Origin of the sequence: Pseudomonas sp. JR33AA, assembly GCF_021378985.1 — a bacterium.
GTDB lineage: Bacteria > Pseudomonadota > Gammaproteobacteria > Pseudomonadales > Pseudomonadaceae > Aquipseudomonas > Aquipseudomonas alloputida.
The window spans coordinates 259,449-278,619 of record NZ_JAJSAW010000005.1 but is presented as its reverse complement, the minus strand read 5'-3'; the positions used below and the strand labels follow the sequence as shown (position 1 = coordinate 278,619).

The 19,171-nt window shown below is 61.9% G+C and carries 14 protein-coding genes; 12 read left to right on the top strand and 2 right to left on the bottom strand.

Annotated elements, in window-relative coordinates; translation table 11 throughout:
- Positions 1-150 precede the first annotated feature (150 nt).
- Together argF and LVS58_RS11195 are read left to right on the top strand one after the other, a co-directional pair.
- On the top strand, positions 151-1,071 hold the full coding sequence (gene argF, locus LVS58_RS11200) for an ornithine carbamoyltransferase (protein ID WP_233691116.1): 921 nt from the start codon (positions 151-153) through the stop codon (positions 1,069-1,071).
- Positions 1,068-2,177: an ABC transporter ATP-binding protein gene (locus tag LVS58_RS11195; RefSeq protein WP_233691115.1), complete on the top strand. Its 1,110-nt coding sequence runs from the start codon at positions 1,068-1,070 to the stop codon at positions 2,175-2,177. Before argF ends, LVS58_RS11195 begins: the two co-directional genes overlap by 4 nt.
- 93 nt (positions 2,178-2,270) lie before the next feature.
- Here LVS58_RS11195 and ybaK read toward each other — a convergent pair whose 3' ends face one another.
- Complete coding sequence (gene ybaK / locus LVS58_RS11190) at positions 2,271-2,741, bottom strand: Cys-tRNA(Pro) deacylase (RefSeq protein WP_233691114.1); 471 nt, start codon at positions 2,739-2,741, stop codon at positions 2,271-2,273.
- 298 nt (positions 2,742-3,039) lie between these two features.
- On the opposite strand from ybaK, the gene LVS58_RS11185 reads away from it, so the two are divergent.
- The 4 genes from LVS58_RS11185 to glpD all read left to right on the top strand — a co-directional run bounded on the left by LVS58_RS11185 (position 3,040) and on the right by glpD (position 8,080).
- On the top strand, positions 3,040-3,891 hold the full coding sequence (locus LVS58_RS11185) for an MIP/aquaporin family protein (protein WP_233691113.1): 852 nt from the start codon (positions 3,040-3,042) through the stop codon (positions 3,889-3,891).
- A 41-nt stretch (positions 3,892-3,932) separates the two neighbouring features.
- The gene (gene glpK / locus LVS58_RS11180; RefSeq protein WP_233691112.1) at positions 3,933-5,432 is read left to right on the top strand and encodes a glycerol kinase GlpK; all 1,500 of its coding nucleotides are present in this window, start codon (positions 3,933-3,935) and stop codon (positions 5,430-5,432) included.
- 187 nt (positions 5,433-5,619) lie between these two features.
- Positions 5,620-6,375, top strand: a complete 756-nt coding sequence (gene glpR, locus LVS58_RS11175) for a DNA-binding transcriptional repressor GlpR (protein WP_233691111.1) — start codon at positions 5,620-5,622, stop codon at positions 6,373-6,375.
- A gap of 175 nt (positions 6,376-6,550) precedes the next feature.
- Positions 6,551-8,080 carry a glycerol-3-phosphate dehydrogenase gene (gene glpD, locus LVS58_RS11170; RefSeq protein ID WP_233691110.1) on the top strand — a complete coding sequence of 510 codons (1,530 nt, stop codon included), beginning with the start codon at positions 6,551-6,553 and terminating at the stop codon, positions 8,078-8,080.
- Between the two features lie 37 nt (positions 8,081-8,117).
- Here glpD and LVS58_RS11165 read toward each other — a convergent pair whose 3' ends face one another.
- Positions 8,118-12,245, bottom strand: a complete 4,128-nt coding sequence (locus LVS58_RS11165; RefSeq protein ID WP_233691109.1) for an NEL-type E3 ubiquitin ligase domain-containing protein — start codon at positions 12,243-12,245, stop codon at positions 8,118-8,120.
- Positions 12,246-12,586: 341 nt separating this feature from the next.
- On the opposite strand from LVS58_RS11165, the gene LVS58_RS11160 reads away from it, so the two are divergent.
- The 6 genes from LVS58_RS11160 (at position 12,587) to LVS58_RS11135 (ending at position 19,098) form a co-directional block, all read left to right on the top strand.
- Positions 12,587-13,504, top strand: a complete 918-nt coding sequence (locus LVS58_RS11160) for a glutamate/aspartate ABC transporter substrate-binding protein (protein ID WP_019438136.1) — start codon at positions 12,587-12,589, stop codon at positions 13,502-13,504.
- A 145-nt stretch (positions 13,505-13,649) separates the two neighbouring features.
- Complete coding sequence (locus tag LVS58_RS11155) at positions 13,650-14,396, top strand: amino acid ABC transporter permease (RefSeq protein ID WP_012051388.1); 747 nt, start codon at positions 13,650-13,652, stop codon at positions 14,394-14,396.
- Entirely contained in the window at positions 14,397-15,068 is a 672-nt protein-coding gene (locus tag LVS58_RS11150) for an amino acid ABC transporter permease (RefSeq protein WP_233691108.1), read from the top strand.
- A complete protein-coding gene (locus LVS58_RS11145) occupies positions 15,065-15,799 on the top strand; it encodes an amino acid ABC transporter ATP-binding protein (protein ID WP_020190711.1) in 735 nt (244 codons plus the stop codon). Before LVS58_RS11150 ends, LVS58_RS11145 begins: the two co-directional genes overlap by 4 nt.
- A 69-nt stretch (positions 15,800-15,868) precedes the next feature.
- Complete coding sequence (locus LVS58_RS11140; protein ID WP_233691107.1) at positions 15,869-17,773, top strand: sensor histidine kinase; 1,905 nt, start codon at positions 15,869-15,871, stop codon at positions 17,771-17,773.
- Positions 17,770-19,098 carry a sigma-54-dependent transcriptional regulator gene (locus LVS58_RS11135; RefSeq protein WP_267954391.1) on the top strand — a complete coding sequence of 443 codons (1,329 nt, stop codon included), beginning with the start codon at positions 17,770-17,772 and terminating at the stop codon, positions 19,096-19,098. The genes LVS58_RS11140 and LVS58_RS11135 overlap by 4 nt, the downstream gene beginning before the upstream one ends.
- Positions 19,099-19,171 lie beyond the last annotated feature (73 nt).

Genomic DNA, 19,171 nt, shown 5'->3' with positions numbered 1-19,171 from the left:
TTCCCCTCTTGGTTTCAGGCGACATTTAATTATAGTATTGCGCCTTTCCCTATTTCGTCCGCCCCGTGCGGCTTACGCCGCAGGTCACTCCCGTTGTCAAAAAAAACCATACGGTCGACCTGCATACCGTTGCAGATAAGGTAGTCAATCATGAGCGCTAGGCACTTTCTCTCCCTGCTGGATTTCACCACCGACGAATTGCTCGGGGTGATCCGCCGAGGCATCGAGCTGAAGGACCTGCGCAAGCGCGGCGTGCTGTTCGAACCCCTGAAAAACCGCGTTCTGGGCATGATCTTCGAAAAATCTTCGACCCGCACCCGGGTGTCGTTCGAGGCTGGCATGATCCAACTCGGCGGCCAGGCGATCTTCCTGTCCCCGCGCGACACCCAGCTGGGCCGAGGCGAGCCGATCAGTGACAGCGCCATCGTGTTGTCGAGCATGGTCGATGCGGTGATGATCCGCACCCACGCCCACAGCACCCTCACCGAATTCGCCGCCAACTCGCGCGTGCCGCTGATCAACGGCCTGTCCGACGAGTCGCACCCTTGCCAGTTGCTGGCCGACATGCAGACCTTCCATGAGCACCGCGGCTCAATCCAGGGCAAGACCGTTGCCTGGATCGGCGACGGCTTCAACATGTGCAACTCGTACATCGAAGCTGCCCAGCAGTTCGACTTTCAGCTGCGCATCGCCTGCCCGGAAGGCTACGACCCCGATCCACGCTTCATGGCACTGGGCGGTGATCGCGTGCAGCTCATCCGTGACCCGCGTGAAGCCGTCCGCGGTGCGCACCTGGTAACCACCGATGTCTGGACTTCCATGGGGCAAGAGGAGGAAACTGCACGGCGCCTGGCGCATTTCGCGCCTTACCAGGTCACCCGCGCTCTGCTCGACCTGGCGGCACCCGACGCCCTGTTCATGCACTGCCTGCCCGCCCATCGCGGTGAGGAAATCAGCCATGACCTGCTCGACGACCCTCGTTCGGTCGCCTGGGACCAGGCTGAAAACCGCCTGCATGCACAGAAGGCCCTTCTCGAATTCCTTGTCGAACCGGCTTACCACCACGCATGAGTCAACCTCTACTGCTCAACCTGCGCGACCTCGCCTGCGGCTACGGCGACCAGCGCATCGTCCAGAACCTCAACCTGCACTTGAACGCAGGCGACATCGGTTGCCTGCTGGGCTCGTCGGGTTGCGGCAAGACCACCACCCTGCGTGCGATCGCCGGCTTCGAGCCGGTGCACGAGGGTGAGATCCAGCTGGCCGGCGAGGTTATTTCCCGCGCCGGTTTCACCCTGTCCCCGGAAAAACGCCGGATCGGCATGGTGTTTCAGGACTACGCACTGTTCCCGCACCTGACCGTGGCGCAGAACATCGCTTTCGGCATCGCCAAGCACCCTGAACAGGCGCAGGTGGTGGAAGAAATGCTCGAGCTGGTCAAGCTGGGTGGCCTGGGCGGGCGGTACCCGCACGAGCTTTCCGGTGGCCAGCAGCAGCGCGTTGCCCTGGCCCGGGCGCTGGCCCCCGAACCGCAACTGCTACTGCTCGACGAGCCGTTTTCCAACCTCGATGTGGAGCTGCGCCGGCGCCTCAGCCATGAGGTCCGCGACATCCTGAAAAGCCGCGGTACCAGCGCGATCCTGGTCACCCATGACCAGGAAGAAGCCTTTGCGGTCAGCGACCACGTGGGCGTATTCAAGGAAGGCCGCCTGGAGCAGTGGGACACGCCCTACAACCTTTACCATGAGCCGCAAACCCCGTTCGTTGCGAGCTTCATCGGCCAGGGTTACTTCATCCGCGGCCAGATGAGCAGCCACGAATCGGTCAATACCGAACTCGGCGAGCTGCGTGGCAACCGCGCCTACATCATGGCACCGGGCAGCTCGGTGGACGTGCTGCTGCGCCCAGACGACATCGTGCCTGCCGCAGACAGCGCGCTTCGGGCGAACATCGTCGGCAAGAGTTTCCTCGGCGCATCGACCCTGTACCGCCTGCAACTGCCCACCGGTAGCCAGTTGGAAGCGATATTCCCAAGCCATATCGACCACCAGGTCGGTGAAGCTGTCGGGATTGCCGTGAAGGCTGATCACCTGGTGCTGTTCCCGGTGCCGGGCAGTGTTGCGGCGCAATTGCCGCGCCAGGAGAACGGGGTTCGTCGGTACAGCTCGGCGACCTGATCATGAAACGGGGGCCGCTTTCGCGGCCCATCGCCGGCAAGCCGGCTCCCACAGGTACAGTGGTCTGCTTGAGAAAACGCACGCTTTGTGGAATCAGCCCCGGCCGATTCCGGCAAACGTGCCCTGGGTATGTGCGGCCAACACCGCAGCTGCCAACTCCACTTCCAATCCACGGCGCCCAGCGCTGACATGGATAGTTGCAAAGTTCTGCGCCGAATCATCGATGAAGGTGCGCAGGCGCTTCTTCTGCCCCAACGGGCTGATGCCCCCGACCAAGTAGCCTGTGGCCCGCTGCGCTGCTGCGGGGTCTGCCATCTCGCACCTCTTCACACCCGCGGCGTGGGCTAACGCCTTGAGGTCCAGCGTGCCCACTACCGGCACCACCGCAACCAGTAATTCGCCCCTTTCGCTACTGGCCAGCAAGGTCTTGAAAACCTGCTGCGGATCCAGCCCTAGCTTCTCCGCTGCCTCCAGGCCGTATGACGCCGATTTGGGGTCATGTTCGTAACTGTGCACGCGGTGCTCGGCGCGGGCTTTTTTCAGTAAATCGAGGGCGGGGGTCATGCAGGGCTCCGGTCTAGGACAGATCGGCTACTTTAGGACAATTCCCACAACCCAGCCAATTTATGCCCTACCCACCTGTCTAGCACGCGGACTCAGCGGCGCATATACCGTCCAGAACGTGACCGACCGTTCACTTTCGACCTTTGACATAAGCGTTTCTTGTCTATATTTTTTCGTTTCCGAATAAATGGTGCACTTATAAGGTGCGTTCCTACATCTGCCTGGGGTCAACGGGGATAGACACCAGGCTTTGCTGTCGAGCGCCCACGCGCCTCACAACAAAAAAAACGAGGTCATAATGACGACTGCTCTACGCGAACCCACGCTGTCCAGCCAATGCCTGGCCGAGTTCCTCGGCACGGCGCTGCTCATATTTTTCGGCACCGGTTGTGTCGCCGCGCTCAAGGTAGCGGGCGCCAGCTTCGGGCTGTGGGAGATCAGTATCATCTGGGGCGTCGGTGTGAGCATGGCGATCTACCTCACCGCCGGCATTTCCGGCGCGCACCTGAACCCGGCCGTGAGTATCGCACTGGCGCTGTTCGCCGGTTTCGACAAGCGCAAACTGCCGTTCTACATGCTGGCCCAGGTGTGCGGTGCGTTCTGCGGCGCGGCGCTGGTCTACACCTTGTACAGCAGCCTCTTCTTCGATTTCGAACAAACCCACGCCATGCTGCGCGGCAGCACTGAAAGCCTTGAACTGGCCTCGGTGTTTTCCACGTATCCACACCCTTCCCTCACCACGGGCCAGGCCTTTCTGGTCGAAGTGGTGATCACCGCGATCCTGATGGCGGTGATCATGGCCCTGACCGACGACAATAACGGCTTGCCCCGCGGAGCCATGGCACCGCTGCTGATCGGCCTGCTGATCGCCGTGATTGGTAGTGCCATGGGCCCGCTGACCGGCTTCGCGATGAACCCGGCCCGTGATTTCGGGCCAAAACTGATGACCTTCCTGGCCGGCTGGGGCGAAATCGCCTTCACTGGCGGCCGGGACATCCCGTATTTCCTGGTTCCGGTGTGTGCACCGATACTGGGCGCTTGCCTGGGCGCCGCGACTTATCGCGGCCTGATCGCCCGCAACCTGCCGGTGACGCAAAACGCGAACCCTGAGACAAACGACAATCGCCAGGGCGATACTCAAGCCAACTGATGCTTGCGCCCTGACCCCCTCTTTTTGCAAGGCCTACGACCATGACAGACACCCAGGATAAGAACTACATCATCGCCCTGGACCAGGGCACCACCAGTTCGCGGGCGATCATTTTCGACCGCGACGCCAATGTGGTCGGCACCTCGCAGCGCGAATTCGCCCAGCACTATCCGCAAGCGGGCTGGGTCGAGCATGACCCGATGGAAATCTTCGCCACGCAGAGCGCGACCATGGTCGAGGCGCTCGCCCAGGCCGGCATCAGCCATGCCCAGGTGGCCGCCATCGGTATCACCAACCAGCGTGAAACGACCGTGGTATGGGACAAAGAGACCGGCCGCCCGGTGTACAACGCCATCGTCTGGCAGTGCCGCCGCAGCACCGAAATCTGCGCCCAGCTCAAGCGTGACGGCCACGAAGCGTACATCCGCGAAACCACTGGCCTGGTCACCGACCCGTACTTCTCCGGCACCAAGCTCAAGTGGATCCTCGACAACGTCGAAGGCGCCCGTGAGCGCGCCGAGCGCGGCGAACTGCTGTTCGGCACCATCGATACCTGGCTGATCTGGAAGTTCTCCGGTGGCAAGGTGCATGTCACTGATTACACCAACGCCTCGCGTACGCTGATGTTCAACATCCACAGCCTGCAGTGGGACGAAAAGCTGCTGGAAATCCTCGGCATCCCACGCCAGATGCTGCCCGAGGTGCGTCCGTCTTCCGAAGTCTATGGGCACACCAAGAGCGGCATCGCCATCGCCGGTATCGCCGGTGACCAGCAGTCCGCGCTGTTCGGTCAGATGTGTGTGGAGCCGGGCCAGGCCAAGAATACCTATGGCACCGGTTGCTTCCTGCTGATGAACACCGGCAACAAGGCGGTCAACTCGTCCCACGGCCTGCTCACCACCATTGCCTGCGGCCCGCGTGGCGAAGTGGCCTATGCCCTGGAAGGCGCCGTGTTCAATGGCGGTTCAACCGTGCAATGGCTGCGCGACGAACTGAAGATCGTCAACGACGCCCTGGACACCGAGTACTTCGCCAGCAAGGTCAAGGACAGCAACGGCGTCTATCTGGTACCTGCCTTCACCGGCCTCGGCGCCCCTTACTGGGACCCGTACGCCCGTGGCGCGCTGTTCGGCCTGACCCGTGGGGTCAAGGTCGACCACATCATCCGCGCCGCGCTGGAGTCGATCGCCTACCAGACCCGCGACGTGCTCGACGCCATGCAACAGGACTGTGGCCAACGCCTGTCCGAATTGCGCGTCGACGGTGGCGCGGTGGCCAACAACTTCCTCATGCAGTTCCAGGCCGATATCCTCGGTACCTGCGTGGAGCGGCCGCAAATGCGCGAAACCACAGCATTGGGTGCTGCCTACCTCGCGGGCCTGGCCTGTGGTTTCTGGAGTGGCCTGGACGAGCTGCGCGACAAGGCGATCATCGAGCGCGAATTCAGCCCACAGCTGGACGAAACGCAGAAAGAGCAGCTTTACCGCGGCTGGCGCAAGGCCGTCGACCGTACGCGTGACTGGGAAGATCACGACGCCTGATCCAGCGTCAGGGCAGCCAATCGCCGGCGAGCCGGCTCTCACATTCACTGCATGCGGCTTGAAGCCGATGCGGTCGAAGTGGAACTGGCATGCGATGGGCCGCCTGGCGGCCCCATCGTCCACTGGCCGTCATCCGCTTCCTGCGGCATCATTGCAGAATTTGTCCGGCAGCCCATAAGGACCGCCCATGAATCTGCCCCCACGCCAACAACAAATCCTCGAGCTGGTGCGCGAACGCGGCTACGTCAGCATCGAAGAAATGGCGCAGTTGTTCATCGTCACCCCGCAAACGATCCGCCGCGACATCAACCAGCTCGCCGAACTCAACCTGCTACGCCGCTACCACGGTGGCGCGGCCTATGACTCGAGCATCGAGAACACCGCCTATGCCATGCGCGCCGACCAGATGCGCGACGAAAAGCAACGCATCGCAGATGCCGTGGCGCGGCAGATCCCCGACCATGCTTCGCTGTTCATCAACATCGGCACCACCACCGAATCCATCGCCAGGGCTTTGCTTAACCACAGCCACCTCAAAGTGATCACCAACAACCTGCACGTGGCCGCCATTCTCGCTGCCAAGGATGATTTCGAAGTGTTGGTGGCCGGTGGCACGGTGCGCCGCGATGGGGGTGTGGTCGGCCAGGCGAGTGTCGACTTCATCAGCCAATTCAAGGTCGACTTCGCCCTGGTCGGTATCAGCGGCATCGATGAAGATGGCAGCCTGCTGGACTTCGACTACCAGGAAGTACGAGTATCCCAGGCCATCATCACCAACGCCCGCCAGGTCATTCTGGCTGCCGACTCCAGCAAGTTCGGGCGCAATGCCATGGTGCGCCTGGGTTCGATCAGCCTGGTCGACTGCCTGGTGACCGACCAGCCGCCCACGCCCGCCCTGCATCAATTGCTCAACCAGTACAAGATCCGCCTGGACGTGGTTTGAGTCGCAAACGGGCCGTTTAAGCGGCCCCATATTTTCGAAATTGTTCACTTAATTGCCATATGATCAGTTTTTTCTATGAAGACTGACTGGCGACTGGCTTTCTGTTGCGTTAGTATTTTCGAAAACGAACATCAATGTTCATATTCGATGTGAACAGCCCCAGGAGGCCTTGCCCGTGTCCCAGTCCGTTTCGTCCCAGCCACCACTCGCCGACTGCTATGACCTCGCCGTGATCGGCGGTGGCATCAATGGCGTGGGTATTGCTGCCGACGCCGCCGGGCGTGGCCTGAAAGTGTTCCTGTGTGAAAAGGACGACCTTGCGCAACACACCTCGTCGGCCAGCAGCAAGCTGATCCACGGTGGCCTGCGCTACCTGGAGCACTATGAATTCCGCCTGGTGCGCGAGGCGCTGGCCGAGCGCGAGGTGTTGCTGGCCAAGGCGCCGCATATCGTCAAGCCAATGCGTTTCGTGCTGCCGCATCGGCCGCACCTGCGTCCGGCCTGGATGATCCGTGCCGGCCTGTTCCTCTACGACCACCTAGGCAAGCGCAAGCGCCTGGGGGCCTCCCGCAGCCTGCGCTTTGGCCCGGGCTACCCGCTCAAACCGGCCATTACGCGCGGCTTCGAATATGCCGACTGCGCCGTCGATGACGCCCGCCTGGTAGTGCTCAACGCCATGGCTGCGCGTGAACACGGGGCCGACATTCTCACCCGTACCCGCTGCTTGCGTGCCGAACGAGTCGACGGCCTCTGGCAGGTAGACTTGCAGCATGCCGATGGCAGCCTGCAGAGCATACGTGCGCGCGCCCTGGTCAACGCCGCTGGCCCTTGGGTGGCCAGCTTCATCAAGGATGACCTGAAGCTCCACGCGCCGTACGGCGTTCGCTTGATCCAGGGCAGCCACCTGATCGTGCCACGGCTTTACGAAGGGGATCACGCCTATATTCTGCAGAACGAGGACCAGCGCATCGTCTTCTGCATTCCTTACCTGGATCGTTTCACCCTGATCGGCACCACAGACCGGGAGTACAGCGGCGACCCGGCGAAGGTGGCGATCACCGAGCAGGAAACCGACTACCTGCTGAACGTGGTGAACGAGCACTTCAATCATCAGCTGAGCCGCGGCGATATCCTGCACACCTACTCCGGCGTGCGGCCGCTGTGCAACGACGAGTCGGACAACCCATCGGCGGTTACGCGTGACTACACCCTTGCGCTGTCTGCCGCACAGGGCGAGGCGCCGTTGCTGTCGGTATTCGGTGGCAAGCTGACGACCTATCGCAAGCTTGCAGAATCAGCCATGGTGCAACTCAAACCTTTCTTCAACCAGATGGGCCAAAGCTGGACCGCCAGTGCCACGCTGCCCGGTGGCGAGGGCATGAGCACCCCGCTGGCATTGGTCGAAGCGCTGCTTGCCCGGCATCCGTGGCTGGCACCGGCCATCGCCCAGCGCTGGGCCTCGACCTACGGTAGCCGCACCTGGCAACTGCTGGAAGGCGCGAACGGCCCGAACGATCTGGGCCAGGCAATCGGCGGCGGCTTGTTCACCCGCGAAGTCGATTACCTTCGGGCCAACGAGTGGGCTGTCAGTGCGCAGGACATCCTTTGGCGGCGCAGCAAGCTCGGTCTGTTCACCAGCACCAGCGAGCAGCAGGCGCTGGCGGATTATCTGGCGCAAGGCGACGCCCAGATCAACGCCGCCTGAGGCGGTGTTGGCGACTGCATGGGCGGTCGCCAGTCGCTCAGTTTTGGCGCAGGTAGGCAGCTCTCGCCAGTTCCAGGTACAGTGCCCGTTCCTCTGCGCTGAGCGCCTCCATCAAGGTTGCTGCCCGGTCAAGGTAATGCTGCTCGCCCCGGCTGCCCGCCTCCTGCTCGGCTTGCTCGAGCTGTTCATGATAGGGCGCGGCCAACGCCTCGAAGCGCTGCGGATAACGGTTACGCACAAAACCTTGCCAAAATTCGCGCTGGGCCAGCGACCGGCTGAGCTCTTCGGGGTTTTCGCCTGCAAGCACTTGTGCACCAGCGCGTCTTATCTGATCGGCCGTCACTCGGCTGTATTCGGCGTAATGCATATGCCGCGGTTGTGCCGGTAGGTCCAGCCGGTCCGCCAGGTTGACTCGGTAGACGAGATAGACCTCGATATCGTCCACCACGATATGAGGGTCGCGACGCATCTCCTCTATGTGCCGGGCAGCGATGGTATCCACCTGATCCAGGCGGTACAGCGACCGCCCCAGGCGTAACAAGGTCTGTTCGGCCTGCGCCATGCCGGCGCCTGCCGAATGCAGGGCAATATGCGCCCTGACCTCCAGGTTGCTGAGGATGATCAACAGCCGGTCCTCACAGGTCCGTGGCCCCTGGGTCTGCCAGTACACCGCTTCGCGTACATCGGTGTTGTCGGTACACAGCTCGAGAATTTGCCAGATCCTTGATCGGTAGTAGCGCGGGTGCCCTTGGAAATCCTCAGAACCGGCGAAATCTGCGAGAAATCGAAACAAGTCTGTCGACTGCGGGTCTTCAGACAGCTGCGTCCAGATTTGCATGCGCCGGTTGCGCAGCCCCTCTGGGGCTTCGCCCAGCCATTGTTCGCGCACATCGCCGTCCGCAATGGCATGTCGATAAGAGTTGCTGCGGGTGGCTGACGATTCACTGCGGCTTGCGTCAATCGACGCCTCACTGGCCTGATCTAGCGGATTGTCATGCAGCGACATGCGACGCAGCCGCGCATCCAGGGTGCGCAACTCGCCATTGATCTGGCGAATACGGTTCTCGCGCACGTCTATCAGGCCCCTCCACGGCATGTGGTCCTGTGCTGGCAAGCCATCCAGCCCGGTTGCCCGCAGCGTCACCTCACGCAAATGGCGCAAACCCGACAGATCGGGCACCTGGCCCAAGGGGTTGTAGTTCAGATCGAGCACCTGAAGCATCGAGAGGCTGGCGAGCCTGCCATTGGCTGCGCTGTCGATGGTGATCCGGTTACCGGACAGGCGCAGGCTTCGCAGTCCGCTCAGATGTTCGATGCCGGCCGGCAGGCGAGTCAGCTGGTTGCCGCGCAGGTCGAGCTCGCGAATAGAGCCGAACCGGCGCAGGAAGTTTTCGTCCACCTGCTCGAGCGCCATGTTACGCAGCGTCAAACGCCGAATATGGTTGAAGTCGATAGCAGCCGGCAACGTTGGCAAGCTGCCGACCTGTTCGCCCTCTATATGCAGAACGTACTCGTCGCCGGTGAGGTCTTCGGTTTTGCGGCGCCAGGCGCGGCGAATCTGGTTGGCCACACGTCGGCGCCTGAAACCGTCCAGCATACTTACACGCTGCTGCTGCCAGGTATCGAGTGCTGTGCGCAAGCTCTCCAGCTGCCGCTGCAGATCGCTCAGGTGGCGCCAGAGCCCGATTCCGCGGCCGCGGAGCTCATGCAGATAAGCGTCCAGCTCAGCTTCGGTGAAAGTCGGGAAGATCTCATGGATACCGCGCCGAATCGCCTGGCGGCTGCTTTCGCCACCACCACTGAGCGGATAGCCGACGCGGCCGTCGGCAATCCGTGGCGGCGGGCGATAGCGCCCCGCCAGGGGTGGTAGCCCGATCAACTGAGCCGTTTTTTCCCGATCTGCGCAGGCCAGGCGCGCCAGCTGCTCACCCATACTGCGGACATCAAGCTGGGGGCCGCCCAAAATAGCCCGCTGGTCCGCTTCAAACGTCTGGATCAGGCAGGGCAAAAAGCCCTGCCCCAGCACTGGCGAAGGGCTGTCTGCCAGTTGGTACCCCTGTTCGGTCTGGATGATGACTTTCGTCTGGGCGGCGTCCATGGCCCCGCTGCCTGCCACCAGACGACCCCGTACCTCACCCTGACGTAACTCGATACGCATTGAGGCCGGCCACGGGGCCTGTTGGGTGACCCACCCCAGTACCAGGCGCATGGTATCGTCATTCACCGCACCATCATGCTCGAACCCCATCAGCGCCCTGTCCAGCCGACGCTCGCGCAGGAACCAACGCGCACGCTCGGCCATGGCCAGGGGTACCCTGCCAGTGTCCAGCAGCGTTTCGACCTGCTCACCCGTGGCTTGCGCAATGATTTCTTCAGCGCCTGCCACGGGCAAGCCCGGGAAATCCCTGATCAGCAAGGCGCCTGCGGCAGAAGCGGGGGCCTGGCGAGCGGCCAGTGTTCGTTCGAACGCCGACCCGCTCAGTTCGGGATAAAGCTCATGGCACGTGTATCGAGCCAGAGCATCACGCAACCGTGCAGGCGCCTGCGCTTCTTGCACGTGCAGATGTCGTAAATGGTTCTGTTCCAGCCCGGTAATGCGCAAAACTCTGTCTGCGCAGTGGTCGGAAACCTGCGCCAGGTCTCCGCCAAACTTGCGCATCAGCGCCCCGCCACCGTCGATGTGATGGGCCGAGGCTGGCAATTGTCCCAGCCGGAATCGGCCTTCGCCTTTGTGCACAGGCGTGAGCGCATCGACGAAAGGTATCCGCTTGAGCAATCGGCCCACCCCGACCTGCCCCACCCCCACGACTACGCCGAGGGCAACGTTTTCCGCGACCCCGAACACATGTTCCAACGCTGCCTCTCGGTCACCCAACTTCCAGGCAGCGTAGCCTTCGTACACTTCGCTGACGATGTCCACCGCTGCCACGGCAAACATCACCTCCCCTACCACCGGAACGAACAGCGCTGCCAGGGTCAGCGCGTCGAGCCCCGCGCTTTTAACGATTTCCCACCACTGACGGCGTTCATCCGCGTCTTCATCGGCGGTAGGTACTGCCAGCACCCGTGCATCATCAAGCAACTTGTCGACCTGCAAGGCGCGCAGGTAGGTGAATACAGGCGTATCGATCGGGAAGTTGCGGCCATCCAGTTCCACTGGCGCCTGGTGACTGCCCGCTTCGAGCAAACGGCCAAGCGTCACTGTAAAGGCGGGCTTGTCTCGTTCACTCAGGAACCGGTTGAAAAAAGATCGGTAGTGCGGCGCGCGCAGCCTCTTGGCCGTCGACCGGTAGAGGCTATCCCAGGAGGCGTGCCTGGTGACTGGCTGATAAGGGTCCTGCGGGATCCAGCAGACGATTCCCTGCAGCGGCCCTCCGGGGTGGTCACGCATTTCCCAAGCCACAACGCCATGGATGCGCTTGCCCAGGAGGAACAATTGACGAGGTGTGGCGAGGCCGGTGACAGCCGGCACCACAGGCTTGGCTGCAAACACCGGCAGCAAACGCAGATAGTCGAGCTCATCAAGTTCGGACTTGAGCCTGGCCATGCGCAATGCAACCTCCATGTTGGCACGCAGATTTTCTTCCACCAAACGTTTGACCGCTTCGTGAGCGTACCCTTCAGGCGCTGGAGGCCGGCTTTTCGGGAACAGCTGCGCGTGGAGTAATCGCTGGTACTGCCCGCCAATATCCAATCGCCTGCAACAACGGGCAAACGCTTCGAACGACAGTGGCAAGGTGTTCCCCTGCGCATCACGCAGATGGGCGCGACGGTGGATGGTGGGCGCGATATCGATCTCGCGGAAGTTATGCAGTGCCGCCGTCAACAAAGGCAGTTGGCGGTGGACGGTCCGCCAGGGTGTATGCACGCGCGGCGCGGCGCTGGGCATGGGTAAGTCATCTTCGATGTAGACCTGCATGGTGCGCACATCCACCTGCGCCAGGCCTTCGGCTCGCAACGCCGGTACGAGCAGATCAGTGGCAAAGTTCACAAGGCTCGGAACTCCCGCCATCGCCGTTTTTACGCGTTCGGCAGCGGCCTGCTGATTGTGCAATGCCCGGTGGAAGGTCAGTAGCAGATCGACATTGGCCGCCTTCAACCAGCCCTTCAGCTGGCCGGCGATGAAGGCATCGATGGAGTCGGCGGGTATGGGAATCACGGACATGGCAGGCGCTCCTGAAAAAGAAGCAGCAAGCTCAACAGCTTCGTCTCAGGGGATGGCAGTATTTAAAGCTGGCGTGTCAGGCTCAAGCTCGCTCGCACTCGTTCGGATAACCGAACGCATGAGAAGCCTTCATTCGGAGTTCCGACGTAAAAAGGTGTGCAATAACCTTCACACAAGCGTAGATACCGCGGCTCTGCGGGAGGTTATGATCCGAAACAGAGCTTGGCACGACTCATGCTCTACACTTGGTAGCCGAATACACTCGCTTCATCCTGTATTCGTTGAACGAAAGAGTCCGCCAACGGCTCCATAAAAAAAACAAACACGTCGAGGAAAATTTGATGCGTATCGTTCGTCAATTGCTGGGCGCAGCCATCGCGGCTGCAGTCATCGCTTCGCCGGCCATGGCCGAGGAGCTCACCGGCACCCTGAAGAAGATCAAGGAATCGGGCACCATCACCCTGGGGCACCGCGACTCCTCCATTCCATTTTCCTACCTGGCCGGTAAACCCGAGCCCGTCGGTTACTCGCATGACATCCAGCTGGCCGTCGTCGACGCGCTGAAAAAACAACTGGGCACGGACATCAAGGTCCGTTACAACCTGGTCACCTCGCAAACCCGTATTCCGCTGGTGCAGAACGGCACCGTCGACCTGGAGTGCGGCTCCACCACCAACAACGTCGAGCGCCAGCAACAGGTCGGCTTCTCGGTCGGCATCTTCGAAGTCGGTACCCGCCTGTTGACCAAGGTCAAGGACGGTCAGCCTGCATACAAAGACTTCCCGGACCTGGCCGGCAAGAACGTGGTGACCACCGCCGGTACCACCTCCGAGCGCATCCTCAAGGCGATGAACGCCGACAAGCAGATGAAGATGAACGTGATTTCCGCCAAGGACCACGGTGAAGCCTTCAACATGCTCGAAAGCGGCCGCGCCGTGGCCTTCATGATGGACGACGCCCTGCTCGCCGGTGAAATGGCCAAGGCGCGCAAGCCTGCGGACTGGGTCATCACCGGTACCCCTCAGTCGTACGAAATCTACGGCTGCATGGTGCGCAAGGATGACGCTGCGTTCAAGAAAGCGGTCGACGACGCCATCGTTGCCTACTTCAAGTCGGGCGAAGTCAACAAGAGCTACGACAAGTGGTTCCAACAGCCGATTCCACCAAAAGGCCTTAACCTTCAGTTCCCGATGAGCGACGAGCTGAAAAAACTGATCGCCGAGCCGACCGACAAGGCTGCGGACGAGAAGAAGTCCTGATCCTCAGCAAATAGTGGCCTGCTGCTCACAAACACGAATCAATTCTGCAGGCCACTCATTAGTGTCTAACCTTTCATCCGAGGGCGCCTTGCGCCCCCGGATGTTCGAAGGTGCCCGTGAAACAACCGTCTGAGGGGAAATCCCGATGAATTACAACTGGGACTGGGGCGTGTTCTTCAAGTCCACCGGCGTGGGCAGCGAAACCTATCTGGACTGGTACATCACCGGCCTGGGCTGGACCATCGCCATCGCCATCACCGCCTGGATCATCGCGCTGCTGCTGGGGTCAGTCCTCGGTGTCATGCGCACCGTACCGAACCGTCTGGTATCGGGTATCGCCACCGCCTACGTGGAACTGTTCCGCAACGTGCCACTGCTGGTGCAACTGTTCATCTGGTACTTCCTGGTACCGGACCTGCTGCCAGAAGGTTTGCAGGAATGGTTCAAGCAAGACCTCAACCCGACCACTTCGGCGCTGATCAGCGTGGTCATCTGCCTGGGACTGTTCACCGCCGCACGCGTCTGTGAGCAAGTACGTACCGGTATCCAGGCGCTGCCCAAAGGCCAGGAAGCTGCCGCCCGCGCCATGGGCTTCAGCCTCCCGCAGATCTATAACAATGTGCTGCTGCCTCAGGCCTACCGGATCATCATTCCGCCGCTCACCTCCGAGTTCCTCAACGTGTTCAAGAACTCCTCGGTGGCGTCGCTGATCGGCCTGATGGAGCTGCTGGCGCAGACCAAACAGACCGCTGAGTTTTCCGCCAACCTGTTCGAGGCGTTTACCCTGGCCACCTTGATCTATTTCACCCTGAACATGGGCCTGATGCTGCTCATGCGCATGGTCGAGAAGAAAGTCGCCGTGCCTGGCCTGATCTCCGTGGGGGGCAAGTAAATGGAAATGGATTTCAGCGAAATCATCCCCGCACTGCCTGCCCTCTGGGAGGGCATGGTCATGACCCTTCAACTGATGGTCATGGGAGTCATCGGTGGTATCGTGCTAGGCACCATCCTGGCCCTGATGCGCCTGTCGTCGAGCAAACTGTTGGCGAACCTGGCCGGCGCCTACGTCAACTACTTCCGCTCGATCCCGCTGCTGCTGGTGATCACCTGGTTCTACCTGGCGGTACCGTTCGTGCTGCGCTGGATCACCGGCGAAGATACCCCGGTGGGTGCCTTCACCTCCTGTGTGGTCGCCTTCATGATGTTCGAGGCCGCGTATTTCTGCGAAATCGTCCGCGCCGGCGTGCAGTCGATCTCCAAGGGCCAGATGGGCGCCGCACAAGCGCTGGGCATGAACTACGCGCAGACCATGCGCCTGATCATCCTGCCCCAGGCCTTCCGCAAGATGACCCCGCTGCTGCTGCAGCAGAGCATCATCCTGTTCCAGGACACCTCGCTGGTATACACCGTGGGCCTGGTCGACTTCCTCAACTCGGCACGCTCCAACGGCGACATCATCGGGCGCTCCCATGAGTTCCTGATCTTCGCCGGCGTCATCTACTTCCTCATCAGCTTCTCCGCTTCGTGGCTGGTCAAGCGCCTGCAAAAAAGGATCACCGTATGATTTCCATCAAGAACGTCAACAAGTGGTACGGCGACTTCCAGGTACTGACCGACTGCAGCACCGAGGTCAAGAAAGGTGAGGTGGTGGTGGTCTGTGGCCCGTCGGGCTCGGGCAAGTCCACCCTGATCAAGTGCGTCAACGCGCTGGAGCCGTTCCAGAAAGGTGACATCGTGGTCGATGGCACTTCGATTGCCGACCCGAAGACCAACCTGCCCAAGCTGCGCTCGCGTGTGGGCATGGTGTTCCAGCACTTCGAGCTGTTCCCGCACCTGACCATCACCGAGAACCTGACCATTGCCCAGCGCAAGGTACTGGGCCGCAGCGAGGCGGAAGCCACCAAGAAGGGCCTGGCGCTGCTCGAACGTGTAGGCCTCAGCGCCCATGCCAAGAAGCACCCCGGCCAGCTCTCCGGTGGCCAGCAGCAGCGCGTGGCAATCGCCCGCGCCCTGGCGATGGACCCGATCGTCATGCTGTTCGACGAACCCACCTCGGCACTGGACCCGGAAATGGTCAGCGAGGTACTGGACGTCATGGTGCAACTGGCCCATGAAGGCATGACCATGATGTGCGTAACCCACGAGATGGGCTTTGCTCGCAAAGTCGCCAACCGGGTCATCTTCATGGACAAGGGCAGTATCATCGAAGACTGCACCAAGGAAGAGTTTTTCGGTGACCAGAGCGCCCGCGACCAGCGCACCCAGCACTTCCTCAGCAAGATCCTGCAGCACTGACCCGGCCACTGCATCCGCTGCCACGGGACCCACCGGGCAGCGGATGCTGGTCGTGACAAGGCCACTGTGATGAAATGCGACCCCTCGCTACTTCGCCCTGCCAAGCCTGCCGTGAAATCCCGCCTGATCCGCCAATTGCTGTTACCACCACTGATCATCCTGCTGATGGTCGGCTTAGGGCTGGCTGGCTACCTGATCAGCGAGAGCAATGGTATCCGCACCCTCAGCGAAAACGGCGAACGCCAGCTGGAGCTGCACGCACGCACGGTCGAAAGCGAAATCAGCAAGTACACCTACTTGCCGAGCCTGCTGGAGCTGGAAGACAGCGTCTCGCACCTGCTCACCGACCCGGACGGCGCCTCACGCCAGACAGTCAACGAATACCTTGAAGGCCTGAACCGTCGCAGTCGCAGTCGGGCCATCTTCGTCCTCGACACCAATGGCCGGGTGCAGGCCACCAGCAACTGGCGCGATGCCGACTCGTTCCTGGGGGAAGACCTGTCTTTCCGCGCCTACTTCCAGACTGCCGTGCGCGGCGAGCCCGGGCGTTTCTATGGCATCGGCAGTACCACGGGCGAGGCGGGCTATTACCTGGCCCATGGGCTTGAGGAGCACGGCAAGATCATCGGCGTTGCGGTGATCAAGGTACGCCTGGACACCCTCGAGGAGCGCTGGCAGCGTGCCCGCCTGGAGGCGTTCGTCAGCGACGAGAATGGCATCATCATCCTCTCCAGTGACCCGGCCCGGCGCCTTAAGTCGGTGCGCCCGCTGACCCCGCAAATCAAGGAGCGTCTGGCGCGAAGCCTGCAGTACTACTGGTGGCCGCTGAACGAATTGCAGCCTCTGGCCCGGGAAACCCTGGCCGATGGTGTGGAAAAGCTGACCTTCCCGGCCAACACCGAAACCGCTCATGGCACACCGCACGAGGTGGCGTACCTGGCGCAAACCAGGCGCCTGGTCGACACGCCCTGGCATTTCACCCTGCTGACCCCACTGCAAGACCTGCGTCGCGAATCCATGGTGCAGGGCATTCTGGTGGGCGTGGCCTTTGCCCTGCTGGCGATCCTCGGCATTGCCTGGAACGAACGGCGTAAAGTGATCGCCACCCGCCTGGCGGCCCGCGAAGCCCTTGAAGAAGCCAACAGTCAGCTGGAGCGGCGGATTGCCGAACGCACCGCCGACCTGCGCGCCAGCAACGAACGCCTCAAGGGCCAGATTCGCGAGCGCCGGCATGCCGAGCAGACCTTGCGCCACGCCCAGGATGAACTGGTCCAAGCAGGCAAGCTGGCCGCCATCGGGCAAATGTCCACCAGCATTGCCCACGAGCTGAACCAACCCTTGGCGGCACTGCGCACCTTGTCTGGCAATACGGTGCGCTTCCTTGAGCGCGGGGCGCTGGAAACCGCCAGCACCAACCTGCGCACCATGAATGACCTGATTGACCGCATGGGCCGCATCACCGCCAGCCTGCGCTCGTTCGCCCGGCGCGGCGATGACAGCGGCCAGGCTTCACTGGCCAAGGCGGTGGAGGCTACCCTGCAGGTGCTGGCCAACCGCGTCAGTGCCTGTCACTTGCAATTGCACCACCAGTTCGAGGACCAGCAACTGGCCATCGACCAGACCCGCCTGGAGCAGATTCTGGTCAACCTGATCGGCAATGCCCTTGACGCGATGGCCGCGCAACCGCAGCCTGAGCTGTGGCTGGAGGGCGAGTTGCAGGGCGACAAGTACCGTTTGCAGGTGCGCGACAACGGCCACGGTATCGACGCCGAAGCGCGCAAGCACCTGTTCGAACCCTTCTTTACCACCAAACCGGGCGAGCATGGCCTGGGCCTGGGCCTGACCTTGTCGGCTTCCCTTGCCGCCGCCGCCAAGGGCAGCCTCAACGTCGAGCATCCCGCCACCGGCGGCACCGCCTTCGTCCTGGCCTTGCCCCTGGTTTCTCCCCCTAGCGAATCGGCAGAGCATCCATGAACCAAGCGCCTCTTACCGTCCTGATCGTCGAAGACGACCCGCATGTGCTGCTCGGCTGCCAGCAGGCGCTGGCCCTGGAGGATATCGCCTGCGAGGGCGTGGGCAGCGCCGAACAGGCGCTGGAACGCATCGGCGACGATTTCGCCGGCATTGTCGTCAGCGATATCCGCCTGCCGGGCATCGATGGCCTGGAGCTGCTCAATCGCCTCAAGGCACGTGACCGCAGCCTGCCAGTGGTGCTGATCACGGGCCATGGCGATATCGACATGGCCGTCGGCGCCATGCGTAACGGCGCCTACGACTTCATGGAAAAGCCGTTCTCCCCCGAGCGCCTGGTCGATGTGGTACGCCGCGCGCTGGAACAGCGCGGGTTGTCACGCGAAGTGGTGGCCCTGCGCCGCCAACTGGCCGAACAGAGCAGCCTGGAGGGGCGCATCATTGGTCGCTCACCGGCCATGGACCACTTGCGCGAACTGATCGCCAACGTCGCCGACACCTCAGCCAACGTGTTGATCGAAGGTGAGACCGGCACCGGCAAAGAGCTGGTCGCGCGCTGCCTGCACGACTTCAGCCGTCGCCAGAGCCACCCGTTCGTGGCGCTGAACTGTGGAGGCCTGCCGGAAAACCTGTTTGAAAGCGAGATATTCGGCCACGAGGCCAACGCCTTCACCGGTGCCGGCAAACGCCGCATCGGCAAGATCGAACACGCCAATGGCGGCACGCTGTTCCTCGATGAAGTGGAGAGCATGCCAATCAACCTGCAGATCAAGCTGCTGCGCGTGTTGCAGGAGCGCACCCTGGAGCGACTGGGCTCGAACCAGAGCATCCCGGTGGACTGCCGGGTGATCGCCGCGACAAAGGCCGACCTCGATGCCTTGGGCCAGAGCGGCCAGTTCCGCAGCGACCTGTATTACCGGCTGAACGTGGTCACCCTGGAGCTGCCGCCGCTGCGTGAGCGCCGTGAAGATATCCTGCAGTTGTTCGAACATTTCCTGCAGCAGTCGGCCCTGCGCTTCGACCGCGAAACACCGACACTGGACAGCCAGACCCTGTCACGCCTGATGGCCCATGACTGGCCGGGTAACGTGCGCGAGTTGCGCAACGTGGCCGAACGTTATGCCCTCGGCCTGCCAGCGTTCAAGAAAGGCCCCAGCGGTGGTGCCAACCAAGGCCTGCTGTTTGCCGAAGCGGTGGAAGCGTTCGAACGCAACCTGCTCACCGATGCCCTGCAACGCACGGGCGGCAACCTGAGCCAGGCCAGCCAGGAGCTGGGCATGGCCAAGACCACGCTGTTCGACAAAGTGAAAAAATACGGCCTCGGCTGACTTGATCCCGAACTGGCAAGCCTGAGATCAGTGCAACCCCTGTGGCAGCGGGCAAGCCCGCGACGAAGCCAGC